This window comes from Ralstonia sp. 22086 (assembly GCF_052045975.1).
Lineage (GTDB): Bacteria > Pseudomonadota > Gammaproteobacteria > Burkholderiales > Burkholderiaceae > Ralstonia > Ralstonia wenshanensis.
This window is the reverse complement of record NZ_JBQEPZ010000001.1, coordinates 792,182-805,501: the sequence shown is the minus strand read 5'-3', so window position 1 is coordinate 805,501 and position 13,320 is coordinate 792,182. Positions and strand designations below refer to the sequence as shown.

Genomic DNA, 13,320 nt, shown 5'->3' with positions numbered 1-13,320 from the left:
CAATGCGGGACGATCCTCGGGCCGGAATTGGTCGGATTGCCATGTGAGGGCGTTAGAATCGTCCAAAACAGTTTTTCAGACAGCGATCAATCGGATCAACGCATGCAAGGACATTGGGGGCAAGGGGCGCAATGAGCGTGCGCGTTGCGACACACAAGCGATTCATGGCGCTGGTCAGCCTGCTGGCGGCGCTCTGCGCGACACCCGCCTGGGCGGCCCATGGCTACGCCGAATATGGCGACCTCAAGTATCCGGCCGGTTTCTCGAACTTCGGCTATCTGAACCCGAAGGCGCCCATCGGCGGCATGCTGCTGCTCGGCAATCCAGACCGCCGCACGAGCTTCGACAAGTTCAATCCCTTCACGATCAAGGGGACGTCGGCACCGGGGCTGAATCAGCTTGTCTTCGAAAGCCTGCTCATTACAAGTTGGGACGAGACCGCCAGCGGCTATGGGCTGCTTGCCGACGACGTGACGGTGGCGCCCGACGAGCTTTCGGTCACGTTCCACATCAACCCGCGCGCCCGATTCTCCAACGGCGATCGCGTGCGCGCTTCAGACGTCAAATACTCCTACGACATGCTGATGGGCAAGGGTGCGAGCCCGGCCTACCGCAGCATGACCGCGGACGTGGCCAAGGTGACGGTGGTGGACGCCAGCACCATCCGTTACGATTTCAAGCGTAGGAACAAGGAGCTGCCGCTCATCGTAGGTGGGCTGCCGGTGTTCTCGCCAAAGTGGGGCAAGGGCAGTGGCAAGCCCGACGACCCGGACGGCGGCAAGGATGTCGCGTTCGACAAGCTGACCTTCCAGGACCCGATTGCCAGCGGCCCGTACGTAATCGAACGCTTTGATCCGTCGCGCGGCATTACCTTTCGGCGCAATCCCGACTATTGGGGCCGTGATCTGAACGTGCGCCGTGGTTCGTTCAATTTCGAACGCATCCAGTACAAGCTCTACAAGGACGAGACGGCCCGCCTCGAAGCCTTCAAGGCCGGCGAGTACGACGCCATGGTCGAATACCGCGCCAAGAACTGGGCGAAGAGTTACGTCGGCGTGAAGTTCCGCAGCGGTGAACTGATCAAGAGCGAATTCCCGCATCGCAACGGCGCGGGCATGCAGGGCTTTGTGATGAACCTGCGGCGCCCGCTTTTCCAGGACCTTCGGGTGCGCAAGGCGCTGGCGCTCGCGCTTGATTTCGAATGGCTCAATCGCCAGCTTTTCTATGGCGCCTATCGCCGGCTCGACAGCTACTTCGCCAATAGCGAGCTGGCCGCGTCGGATTCGCTCACGGGCATGCCCAGCAAGGGCGAGCTGGCGTTGCTGGAGCCGCTGCGCAGCAAACTCGATCCGGACGTGTTTGGCGTGCTGCCCGCACCGCCTTCGACTGATCCTCCCAGTTCACTGCGTGACAACCTGCGGCAGGCGCGCCGCCTGTTGGCTCAGGCCGGTTGGACGTACGCAGACGGCGCGCTGCGCAACAGCAAGGGCGAGCCGTTCGTCTTCGAGATGCTTGACGACGGCGGCGCCATGAGCCGCGTCATGGCGGCGTATGCGCGCAACCTGGAAAAGCTCGGCATCCAGGTCAACCAGCGCATGACCGACTTCGCGCTCTACCAGAAGCGATTGGAGGAGTTCGATTTCGACATGATTTCGCTGCGCTTCCCCGATTCGCAAAGCCCCGGCAACGAGCTGAAGGACCGCTTCGGCTCTGCCGCGGCCGACGAGGCAGGCTCGGATAACGTGATCGGCCTGAAATCGCCGGCCGTCGATGCACTGATCGATGATGTGCTGCGTGCTGACAGCCGCGACGAGCTGGTCATCGCTTCTCGCGCGTTCGACCGCGTACTGATGCAAGGCTGCTATGTGATTCCGCACTGGTATTCGGCTTCCCACCGCGTGGCCTACAACAAGAACCTGATGTACCCGGATCGTCTGCCGTATTACTACTCGGCCGAGGCCTGGGTGCTAACGGCGTGGTGGCGGACGCCGGAATCCGCCCAATCGGCTGCCAAATGACCGCATCGGTGACACCATGTTCGCGTACCTGATCAAACGGTTGCTGCTTCTGATCCCGACACTGATCGGCGTGATCACGCTGACGTTTATCGTGATCCAGTTCGTACCTGGTGGCCCGGTCGAGCAGATGATGATGGAGATGAAAGGGCGCGGCGCAGGCAGCGAGGCCAGTGGCGGCGGTGCGTTTGACTATCGCGGCCGCCGCGGCGTCGATCCCGAGAAGATCAAGGAAATCCGCGCGCTGTATGGTTTCGACAAGAGCCCCGTCGAGCGCTACTTCCTGATGCTCGGCCGTTTTGCACGCTTCGACCTTGGCGAGAGCTATTTTCAGCACCGTAGCGTGTGGGACCTTATCAAGTCGAAATTGCCGGTATCGATTTCGATCGGGTTGTGGACGTTCTTTCTCACGTACCTGATAGCGGTGCCGCTCGGTATTGCAAAGGCTGTGCGGGCTGGCAGCCGGTTTGATCTGGTGACCAGCATCATCGTGTTGGTCGGCTACGCCATCCCGGGCTTCGTGCTCGGGGTGCTGCTGCTTGTGCTGTTTGGCGGCGGCACGTTCTTCCAGTGGTTCCCGATCCGGGGGATCACATCGGATAACTGGGATCAGCTCAGCCTGCTCGGCAAGATCACGGATTACCTTTGGCACATCACGCTGCCCGTCATGGCGTCGGTGGTGGGCAGCTTTGCCGTCATCACCATGCTGACGAAGAACGCGTTTCTTGAGGAAATCCGCAAGCAGTACGTGCTGACGGCACGCAGCAAGGGGCTGTCGGAGCGGCGCGTACTGTGGAAGCACATCTTCCGCAACGCGCTGCTGCCGCTGGTGACGGGCTTCCCGTCGGCCTTCATCGGGGCATTCTTCACGGGGTCGCTGCTGATCGAGCAACTGTTCTCGCTCGACGGCATGGGCTTGCTGTCGTATGAGGCGGTGGTGCGGCGCGATTATCCGGTCGTGCTCGGCACGCTGTACCTGTTCACGCTGATCGGGCTGGCCGCGCGGTTGATTTCCGACGTGTGCTACGTGCTGGTTGATCCGCGTATCCATTTCGGCTCGGTCGGGCGATAGGCGGGCCGGCAATCATGACCCAGTATTCGCGCACTTCCACGCATCCATCCAATACGGCAACGCCGCATCCCGTGCGGCATTCGCCGTCGCCCCTCAAGCGGGCGTGGCGCCGCTTCAAGCAGCATCGGCTCGGTTACTGGAGCCTGATCATCTTCGTGGCGCTGTTCGTGCTCAGTCTGGGCGCCGAATGCATCTCAAATGACCGGCCGCTGGTGGTCAAGTACCACGGCCACTGGTATTTCCCGATCGTGAAGGCCTACCCCGAGACGACCTTCGGCGGGGATTTCCCGACCCCGACGGATTACCTCGATCCGTTCATCCGAGACAAGTTCAAGGAGCCGGGAAGCTTTGCGATTTATCCGCCCAATCCGTATTCGTACGAGACGCTGAACTATTTTTCGAAAGAGCCCAACCCGGCGCCGCCCTCTGCCGAGAACTGGCTCGGTACCGATGACCGTGGTCGCGATGTGTTTGCGCGGCTGCTGTACGGCTTCCGTGTCTCGGTGCTGTTCGGGCTGGCGCTCACGGTGCTTGGCGTGCTGGTCGGCACGCTGACGGGCGCGCTGATGGGCTTCTTCGGCGGGCGCTTCGACATGGTGTCGCAGCGGCTGATTGAAATCTGGAGTTCGATGCCAGAGTTGTACCTGCTGATCATCTTCGCGTCGATCTTCACCCCCAGCCTCGGGCTGCTGATCATTTTGCTGTCGCTGTTCGGGTGGATGAGCCTGTCGGATTACGTCCGTGCCGAGTTCTACCGCAACCGCTCGCTCGACTATGTGAAGGCCGCGCGGGCGATGGGCCTGTCCAGTTGGCAGATCATGTGGCGCCACATCATGCCCAACAGCCTGACGCCCGTGATCACCTTCCTGCCGTTCCGCATGAGTGCGGCCATTCTTGCGCTCACCAGCCTGGATTTTCTTGGCCTGGGCGTGCCGCCATCCACCCCCAGCCTGGGCGAACTTCTCGCACAGGGCAAGGCCAACCTGGATGCGTGGTGGATCTCGCTGTCGACTTTCGTGGTGCTCGTGCTGACCCTCGTGCTGCTGACCTTCATGGGCGACGCGCTGCGCGATGCCTTCGACACGCGCCTGTCGTTCGCCCAACTGCGTACGCGCCAGAAACCGGCGGGGGTGAAATGACTCGCGTTGATCTGCGTGCCTCCACGCCGAAGTACGACGGTCCGCTGTTGCGGTTGGATGACCTGTGCGTGCATTTCGAATCCGAACACGGCGAGGTGACGGAAGCCGTCAAGCACGTCTCGCTCGACTTGCACGCCGGCGAGCGCTTCGCCTTGGTGGGCGAATCGGGCTCCGGCAAGTCCGTGACCGCGCTATCGATCATGCGATTGCTGGCCGACGCGCAATACAGCGGCCGCATCCTGCTCGAAGGCCGCGACCTGCTGGCGGCCAGCGAGCGTGAGATGCGCGGCCTGCGTGGCGCCGACGTCGCCATGGTGTTCCAGGAACCGATGACGGCGCTCAATCCGCTGTACACGATCGGCAACCAGATCGTCGAAACACTGGAATTGCACGAGGGTCTTGACAAGCGCGCCGCCAAGGCGCGCGCGATTGCTCTGCTGGAACGCACCGGCATTGCCGAGGCGCCGCGCCGGTTTGACGCCTTCCCGCACCAACTGTCGGGTGGTCAGCGCCAGCGCGCAATGATCGCCATGGCGCTGGCGTGCTCGCCGAAGCTGCTGCTGGCCGACGAGCCGACCACCGCGCTGGACGTGACGGTGCGCATGCAGATCCTGCAATTGCTGCGCGAGCTGCAGGCCGAGTTCGGCATGGCCATCATGCTGATCACGCACGACCTGAACATGGTGCGCGCCTTTGCCGAGCGCGTTGGCGTGATGGAGCGCGGCGTCTTGGTCGAAACCGGCAACACGGCCGACGTGTTTGCCGCGCCCAAGCACCCGTACACGATCCGCCTGCTTGAGAGCCGCCCGCAGCGCGACGTGCTGCCGCTGGTGCCGCTTGCGCCCGTGCTGCTCGAAGCCGACAAGCTGACGGTCACCTACGAACGCCATCGCCCAGGGTTTGCCGGCTGGTTCAGGACCGACCCCTTCACCGCGGTCGACTCCGTGTCGCTGCAACTGCGCGAAGGCGAGACGCTTGGCATCGTGGGCGAGTCAGGTTCCGGCAAGTCCACGCTCGCACAGACGCTGCTGGGTCTGCAGGCGGCAAAGAGCGGCGACCTGCGTTTCCTGGGCAATTCGCTGCTGCGTATTTCGCGCGACGAGCGCCGCGCAGTGCGGGCGCGCATGCAGGTGGTGTTTCAAGACCCATACGGCTCGCTGTCGCCGCGCATGACGATCGAGGAGATCGTCGGCGAAGGGCTGGCGCTGCACCAACCGCACATCAACGCCACGGAGCGACGTCACCGCGTGATCGAAGCCCTGCGCGAGGTGGGGCTTGATCGCACGGCGCTGGGCCGCTATCCACATGAGTTTTCGGGCGGGCAACGCCAGCGCGTCGCCATTGCCCGTGTCCTGATCCTCAAACCGCAGCTGCTGGTGCTCGATGAGCCGACTTCAGCACTTGATGTGTCGATCCAGCAGCAGGTGCTTTCACTGCTGTCAGCCCTTCAGAAAAAGTACAACCTGTCGTATCTATTCATCAGCCACGACCTTGCTGTCATCCGCGCGATGTCACATCGCGTGGTGGTGATGAAGGATGGAAAAGTGGTGGAAGAGGGTGACACTGAAGCGGTGTTGGCGTCTCCCTCGCACCCCTACACCTGCAAGCTGATGGCGGCTGCCTCACTCATCCCTGCGCGGGATAACCCGTAAAACCCACCGCGTTTGCCCCGAATCAGTGCAGTATTGATGCGCGGTTTTTGTAAGAATGCGCATCCAAAGTCATGTCTAAGTGCCTGATTTGCATGTGGATTCCGAAGAATTTGTAACGACCTTTGACAAGTCAAAGTGTCACTTTTATCATCCTGCGAGATTGTTTTAACAAGATTCGGACTGGTCTCATTTGCGGGGGCATATGTTCGCCGCATCATTACGAGTTTCCGAGGGAGAACCAATGCAGCATTTCGTACTTCATTCCATGGCGCGCCTAGCGGTAGGGGTTGTGATCGGCTGCGGCGTGATCGTGTCGAATGCAGTGCACGCTGATACGGTCTTCAAGGACACGGAAGTCCGCGCCGACGTCAAGCCTGAAGCCAAACCGGGCCTCATCTCCAACGTGATGAGCAAGACGGGTGACGTGGTCATGAACGCGCTGGGCATGATCGGCCTGCGTTACCGCTTCGGTGGCAACACGCCGGAATCGGGCCTCGACTGCAGCGGATTCGTCCGCTACGTCTTCAACGACACCTTTGGTTTCCTGCTGCCGCGTCGCGCTGTGGAAATGAGCCGCGTCGGCACCAGCGTGGACACAGCTGAACTGCGGCCCGGCGACTTGGTGTTCTTCAACACCATGCGCCACACCTTCTCGCACGTTGGTATCTATATCGGCGACAACAAGTTTGTGCACGCACCGTCCACGGGCAGCAAGATTCGCGTGGATGACATGACCGCCTCGTACTGGGTGACGCGCTACAACGGCGCCCGCCGCATCGAAGGCAACTCCGGTGCGGCCATCAAGGACGGCGCCGATAACTTCGTCGAGCAACTCAAGCGCGTCGATCCGAACGCCGCCGGCAAGCCACTCGCAATGTACGGCGGTTGATTCGCTCGGGCTCGCTATCACGCAATAAAAAAAAGACCGCCGCGGCGGTCTTTTTTGTTGCCTGCTGAAGGGGCATCAGCGGGGTGGCAGCGGGGTGCCGACGATGGTCTGCGTCAGATGCAGCTTCTCCCGCAGCAGCGGCATGGCGGCCTGGGCGGCCTGCTCGCCTGCCAGAATCGCCTCGTTGCGCGCGGTGAAGTCGCTGCCCTTAACAAACGGCAGCGATGGTGTGATCACCACGTCCGCCTGGGCCAGCTCGGTCTTGTTAATGCTCTGACCCATGATGGCCGTCGTCTGCAGCAGCATGCTCGCTTGCCCCGATACCGCCTGGTTGGACGGGTCTGCCGAGATATTCACTGCAATCACGAAAGTTGCGCCCATCTGCTTGACGTACGTCACGGGCACGGGCGCCACCAGTCCCCCGTCGACGTATTGGCGGCCGCTGATCGTGACCGGCTGGAACACGCCTGGGATGCTGCACGACGCACGCACCGCCTGACCGGTATTGCCGCGCCGGAACAGGATCGGCTTGCCGCTCGCCAGGTCCGTCGCCACGATGCCCAGCGGAATATGCATCTGCTCGATGGTCTTCTGCTTGACCAGCCGGTTGATGTACTTCTCCAGCGCCTCGCCCTTGAGCCAGCCGCCGAAGCGCGTGCCGAACGGCAGAGCCCAGTCGGCGATCATGGCTTCGTCCATCTTGAGCGCCATGCGGTTCATTTCCAGCCCTGACATGCCGGACGCGTAGATCGCCGCTACCACGCTACCCGCACTTGTGCCGGTGATGAAGTCGATCTGAACGCCCTGGGCTTCCAGCATCTTGATGACCCCGATGTGCGCAAAACCGCGCGCGGCACCGCCGCCTAGAGCCAATCCGATTCGCACGGGCTGTGTGGCCGGCTGCGCCGTAGGCGGCAGCACGGCCGTGGCGGGAGTGGTAGGTGTCTCGGTTTTGCCGGATGAGAAACCCGTCACGGTGCAGGCGGAGAGGACGGAGGCGCCGGCGGCGCCCAGGAAGAGGCGGCGTTGCATGAGGAGGTTGGGGCGGTTTGATATGCCGCGCAGTGATGTTCAGTCGTAACCGAGCGCACTGCGGCCGGCCGCCATTGTGCCAAAGTTCAGCGACAGGTCGGCCGGATATGCGTGGCACGGTTGCTATAATTTCGGTTTTGATAGAGGCCGCTCAGGATCCGCGCTCGCGCTCCGACCATGCGGCCTTATTCGTTCAGCCATTCCTATGACACAGCGCGTCCGCACTCGTTTCGCCCCAAGCCCCACGGGCTTCATCCATCTCGGCAACATCCGCTCGGCACTCTATCCGTGGGCTTTCGCGCGCAAGATGAAGGGAGACTTCATCCTGCGCATCGAAGACACCGATGTGGAGCGTTCCAGCCAGGAAGCCGTCGACGTGATCCTGGAGGCGATGGCATGGCTGGACATGGACATCGATGAAGGCCCGTTCTACCAGATGCAGCGCATGGACCGTTACCGCGCCGTGGTCGCGCAGATGGTGCAGCAGGAACTGGCTTACCCGTGCTACATGAGCACCGAAGAGCTTGACGCCCTGCGCGAAGCGCAACGCGAGCGCGGCGAGAAGCCCCGCTACGACGGCACCTGGCGCCCCATGCCCGGCAAGGTCTTGCCCACGCCGCCGGCCGGCGTGCAGCCTGTGATCCGTTTCAAGAATCCCATCGGCGGTAGCGTCGTGTGGGACGATGCTGTCAAGGGGCGCATCGAAATCTCCAACGACGAGCTCGATGATCTCGTGATCGCGCGCCCGGACGGCACGCCGACGTACAACTTCTGCGTGGTCGTTGACGACATGGATATGCAGATCACGCATGTGATCCGCGGAGACGATCACGTCAACAACACGCCCCGCCAGATCAACATCCTGCGCGCGCTTGGTGGCACGCCGCCGGTCTACGCCCACTTGCCGACCGTGCTCAACGAGCAGGGCGAGAAGATGAGCAAGCGGCACGGTGCCATGGCCGTCACGGGCTACCGTGATGCGGGCTATCTGCCCGAGGCCATCGTCAACTACCTTGCCCGCCTGGGCTGGGCGCACGGCGATGCCGAGATCTTCTCGCGCGAGCAGTTCATCGAATGGTTCGATCTCGAGCACCTGGGCAAGTCGCCCGCGCAATACAACCCTGAGAAGCTCGCCTGGCTGAACAACCACTATATCAAGCAGGCCGACAATGCGCGCCTGGCTGATCTGGTGAAGCCGTTCATCGAAGAGCTGGGTGGCAAGGTGGATGGTGGCCCCGTCCTGGCTGACGTGATCGCTCTCGTGAAGGACCGTGCCAACACGCTGCGTGAAGTCGCCCAGACGGCGCTGCTGTTCTATCGCACCGATCTGGCTGTCGAACCGGAGCTGGCCGCGCAGCACCTCACCGAGGACGTACGCCCTGGCATCGCAGCGCTGGCTGAGAAGCTCGGCGCGCTGCCTGAGTGGAAGCGCGAGGCGATTGGTGCAGTCTTCAAGGAAGTGCTCGCCGCACACGGCTGGAAGATGCCGAAGCTGGCGATGCCGGTGCGCTTGCTGGTGGCCGGGCAACTGCAAACGCCGTCGATTGATGCCGTGCTGGAACTGTTCGGCCGCGACGTTGTTCTGCGTCGTCTGGCGGCGTGACGAGCGCGACGCAAAAAATTTTGCGAAAGGGTATTGCCAAGCGCTAAATACTTCCCCTATACTCTTGTTTTCGCTGCAACACGAAGCGAAATGCAGTAAGAAGCAAGCAGTAAAAGGCAGTACCTCGGGGCTATAGCTCAGCTGGGAGAGCGCTTGCATGGCATGCAAGAGGTCAGCGGTTCGATCCCGCTTAGCTCCACCAAAATGCCGGAAGATTCGATTCAAAAAATAATTTGAAAAGAGGCTTCCAAAACGCAAAAAAGTTCGTTATAGTAGCGGACTTCGCAGCGTAAGACAGAAAGCGTTGCAAAACAGTTTCTGTCCCCTTCGTCTAGAGGCCTAGGACATCACCCTTTCACGGTGAGTACAGGGGTTCGAATCCCCTAGGGGACGCCAAAACAAGAGCTTAACCAGAAGCTCATTAGCAAAATCAGTCTCTAGCTGATTTTGCAACCGACACGGAGCGGTAGTTCAGTCGGTTAGAATACCGGCCTGTCACGCCGGGGGTCGCGGGTTCGAGTCCCGTCCGCTCCGCCAAATCAAAACCCGCTGCTTGCAGCGGGTTTTTCTTTTGCGCTTTCAATTCAAGCCACGCTAATCAAGATTGATGCTGCTTTAAAGTGAGTGTGAATGGCTCGCTTTAATTGGCAGCGCGGCTCACGCGATTGAAATAGCTGACCAGCAGCGCGCCAGCCACCATCAAACTGAGCCCATTGGCGGCCCAGAAACCGGCTGCGCCGCGCAGTGCCGCAGCAATGTCCCCCAGCAGCCCAAATCCGAGCACATAACCGCCGCCAAGCCCTACGCCCCACAGCGATAGCGCATAGATCACAGTGGGGATGAGCGCGATTTTGTATGCGCGCAGAATGAACGCCGTCATGACCTGGAGCGCATCGAACATCTGATAGAAGGCGATGAAAGGCAGCAGCGGCACCGCAATCGCCAGGACAGCGGCATCGCGCGTGTATAGGCTGACCAGCTCCCGCCGCAAGAACAGCACGGCCGCGCCAACGATGACCGCGCACATCACCGCCAGCTTGATGCCATTCAGTGAGATGCGCCGTGCTGCTACGCGATCGCGGGCCCCAATTGATTGCGCGGCCAGCGTGGACGTCGCGATCGATAGCGACAGGGGCACCATATACGCAACCGCTCCAAGGTTGGCGGCAATCTGATGCCCGGCCAGGACCACCGTGCCAAGGCGCGCGATGAAGATCGCCATCAACGTGAACGACGTGATCTCGATCAGGTAGGTGAAACCCATTGGCACGCCCAGGTGTACCAGCGCCCACAGCCGCGCGCGGTTAGGGGGCGAGTAGTGCGTGAAAATCGCGAACGGCTTATATGCCGGATTGCGCATCAGGATGATGACCGCTGCGATAAACCATAGCCAACTGATGATCATCGAGGCAAGTGCGCAGCCTGGGCCGCCCATCGCGGGGACGCCCATGCCGCCGTACAGAAATAGTGCGTTGAGAGGAAACTTGATGGCGAGGCCTGCGAGCTGCAGTGCCGTCACCATCACCGGGCGCGACAGCGCGTTGTTCAACGCAGAGTAGATCCGGAAGCCGAGTGCCGCAGGCAACGCGAGCGCTTCATACCGCAAATAGGCGGTGGCTTTCTCAGTGAGTTCTGGCGTGGCGTCCGCCAGGTGCAGCAGTGGGGCGGGGAACCAGAGGATCAGCATACCGATCGCGGCGAGCACCAGTCCGAGCCAGGCGGCCTGGCGCACTTCTTCGCCGATCTCGCTGTGCCTTTGCGCGCCGTAGAGTTGTCCGGCGATGGGCGAGAGCGCTTGCAGCACGCCCATCAGGCTGATGTACACCGTCACGTAGATCGAACCGCCGAGGCCGATGGCCGCGAGGTCTGCTGCAGAGGCGCGGCCAGCCATCGCCGTGTCCAGTACGCCGAAGGCGATGACAGCCAACTGGCCGATCAGTACCGGCCAAGCCAGTTCGGTAATGCGGCGGACGTCGGCGACAAACATGAGGGGCTACGGAAACCTTACTGGCGCAGCTTGCGTCGGCGTGTGGTTGCCGGGGTGGGCGGCGGATGTTTGGCGGCCGCGGCTTCAGTCAGGCGGTACATGCGGAAGTGCTCATCGCGATCGGCTGGGCGGCGGCCTTCCCAGATCAGGCGCCACTCGTAGTTGGAGACGCTCGTCGGTGCGCCGTAGTCGTACGGATCATGACGCAGCAGGATGTCGCAGTTGTCTTCGGCGCTGCCAAAACGGATGTGGCCGAAGTACGCAAATGAGGCGAGCTGCGCATCGCCCATACGGATCGGCTGCACGCATGTGTAGGTGCGCGGCAGTGCGAGGGCGGCCGACTGCGCGACATCGCGATATGTCTTGGCGTAGTTGATGGTGGGTAGCCACAGCGTCATCATCAGCACCCACATCAGCGTAGTGCCGGCGGCCGAGATCACCACCGCGCGCCAGATGGCCTTGGGCGCGCGCGATGTGCGCCATACGACGATGAGCACCCACGCCGCGGTCACGAGCAGCGCGCAGACCAGTGCGGTCCAGCTGAACTCGGGTCGATAGCCCGGTACGATGCGGTACACGTTGCGCGCAAGCTGAGGCGGAAAGCCCGTCATCTTGGCGATCCACAGCAGCCATAGCGTGCCGCCCAGGATGGTGAAGGCCAGCAGCGCAAACCAGTCGATTGCGCTGATGGCGCCTCGCTTGAGTGTCGGCAGCGCGAACGTGGCCATCACGGCCATCGGTGGAATCAGCAGCAGGAATCCGTCGTCGCCCGGGTGGGGCTGCATGAGCAGCAGCACCAACTGCGGCAGTAGGACGGCCAAGGGCAACGTGATATGCGGAGCGGTACGCATGCCGCCCCAGCTCTTCCACGCCCATGCGGCCAGCGGCCAGACCGGCCAGGCGAACAATGGCAGGTTGCGCGCGACGAAGCCGAGCGAATGCGCCGTCGGGCCAGCGTATTGGTGGCGATCGAAGCGTGCCCATTCGCGAACGTAGGTCACGGCGTCAGTCGGATTATTTGCCAGCAAGTACGCCATCGCCGGCCATGAGCATCCCAGTACGAGCGACACGGGCAGTGCGACTGTGAGCAGTGGGCGCAGCGGCAGCACGCGCGTGGCATGCGCGGCGATCAATACGGCCACCGTGATTGTCAGGGGCAGGATTGGGCCGCCCGCCAGCGACAGGCAACCGATGCCGACGCCGTAGATGAGACTGCCGTGCACCGGCTTGTCCAGCGCTCGGATCAAGCCATACACCGCGACCGCCACGAAGCAGAGCGCCCCAACCAGCGGTGTCGTTTCGTGACCGCGCTGCGCGAGGCCTACGCAGGCGAGGAAGATCAGTAGTGCGCCATCTGCCAGCGTACGGCCGTAGTCGCGCGTGTTGGGCTGGCCACCAAAGACGAATTCAAACGGTTGGACTTCCGCGCGACGACCCAGCAGATAGGCGCCATACCAGATGCACGCGCTGGTGACGAAGAAGAAGAGGGCGGTCGCCAGGCGCGACGCATCCGCGGGGCCGAGCCATTGTCCGAAGAGGCGAATGAACGCCGCGCCGATCCAGAACACCAGCGGCCCCGATTGCACGACAGGGCGCCCGACGATGTTCGGCATCAGCCAGTCTTGCGCGTTGCCGGTGGCTAGCGTCCACATCGCGCCGAAGCCGGCGGCGTCTTCGTTCTTCCACGGGTCGCGCGAAAACAGGCCCGACAGGCCGTAGATCACGCAGATGGCGAGCAGCAGCCAACGCGGCAACTCACGGGTGGCGGCGGCAGTCAGGCGGATGCGCGAGACGCGGGTGGTGTTCATCGAGTGTCAGACCGGGCGAGCCCGGCCGGGGTTGCACAGCGACGTGCTGATCGTAAAGAGAGAAGCCGAATCAACGGCCTAACATGTGCCGAAAAACAAAAAAGGCAGCCGGAGCTGCCTTTT

The 13,320-nt window shown here is 62.2% G+C and carries 9 protein-coding genes and 3 tRNA genes; 9 read left to right on the top strand and 3 right to left on the bottom strand.

The genetic code is table 11. The annotated features are described in order from the left end of the window. Positions 1–131: 131 nt before the first annotated feature. From ACTJK6_RS03725 to ACTJK6_RS03705, 5 genes are all read left to right on the top strand, one after another. The gene (locus tag ACTJK6_RS03725) at positions 132–2,018 is read left to right on the top strand and encodes an extracellular solute-binding protein (RefSeq protein ID WP_440838369.1); all 1,887 of its coding nucleotides are present in this window, start codon (positions 132–134) and stop codon (positions 2,016–2,018) included. A 16-nt stretch (positions 2,019–2,034) separates the two neighbouring features. Then, complete coding sequence (locus tag ACTJK6_RS03720) at positions 2,035–3,087, top strand: microcin C ABC transporter permease YejB (RefSeq protein WP_232042479.1); 1,053 nt, start codon at positions 2,035–2,037, stop codon at positions 3,085–3,087. Between the two features lie 14 nt (positions 3,088–3,101). Then, entirely contained in the window at positions 3,102–4,226 is a 1,125-nt protein-coding gene (locus tag ACTJK6_RS03715) for an ABC transporter permease (protein ID WP_232042480.1), read from the top strand. Continuing rightward, positions 4,223–5,878 (top strand): ABC transporter ATP-binding protein, encoded by a 1,656-nt coding sequence (locus tag ACTJK6_RS03710; protein WP_440838368.1) that lies wholly within the window; start codon positions 4,223–4,225, stop codon positions 5,876–5,878. The genes ACTJK6_RS03715 and ACTJK6_RS03710 overlap by 4 nt, the downstream gene beginning before the upstream one ends. Before the next feature lie 241 nt (positions 5,879–6,119). Then, entirely contained in the window at positions 6,120–6,767 is a 648-nt protein-coding gene (locus tag ACTJK6_RS03705; RefSeq protein WP_027677664.1) for a C40 family peptidase, read from the top strand. A gap of 75 nt (positions 6,768–6,842) precedes the next feature. Here ACTJK6_RS03705 and ACTJK6_RS03700 read toward each other — a convergent pair whose 3' ends face one another. Further along, the gene (locus tag ACTJK6_RS03700; protein ID WP_322016512.1) at positions 6,843–7,799 is read right to left on the bottom strand and encodes a patatin-like phospholipase family protein; all 957 of its coding nucleotides are present in this window, start codon (positions 7,797–7,799) and stop codon (positions 6,843–6,845) included. A 205-nt stretch (positions 7,800–8,004) separates the two neighbouring features. On the opposite strand from ACTJK6_RS03700, the gene gltX reads away from it, so the two are divergent. From gltX to ACTJK6_RS03680, 4 genes are all read left to right on the top strand, one after another. Next, the gene (gene gltX, locus ACTJK6_RS03695; RefSeq protein ID WP_440838367.1) at positions 8,005–9,402 is read left to right on the top strand and encodes a glutamate--tRNA ligase; all 1,398 of its coding nucleotides are present in this window, start codon (positions 8,005–8,007) and stop codon (positions 9,400–9,402) included. Between the two features lie 126 nt (positions 9,403–9,528). Continuing rightward, a tRNA-Ala gene (locus tag ACTJK6_RS03690) sits at positions 9,529–9,604 on the top strand. A gap of 118 nt (positions 9,605–9,722) precedes the next feature. Then, a tRNA-Glu gene (locus tag ACTJK6_RS03685) sits at positions 9,723–9,798 on the top strand. A gap of 64 nt (positions 9,799–9,862) precedes the next feature. Continuing rightward, a tRNA-Asp gene (locus ACTJK6_RS03680) sits at positions 9,863–9,939 on the top strand. A gap of 103 nt (positions 9,940–10,042) precedes the next feature. Here ACTJK6_RS03680 and ACTJK6_RS03675 read toward each other — a convergent pair. Then, entirely contained in the window at positions 10,043–11,389 is a 1,347-nt protein-coding gene (locus tag ACTJK6_RS03675) for an MATE family efflux transporter (RefSeq protein WP_440838366.1), read from the bottom strand. 17 nt (positions 11,390–11,406) lie between these two features. Further along, positions 11,407–13,197 carry an ArnT family glycosyltransferase gene (locus tag ACTJK6_RS03670; protein ID WP_414560514.1) on the bottom strand — a complete coding sequence of 597 codons (1,791 nt, stop codon included), beginning with the start codon at positions 13,195–13,197 and terminating at the stop codon, positions 11,407–11,409. Positions 13,198–13,320 lie beyond the last annotated feature (123 nt).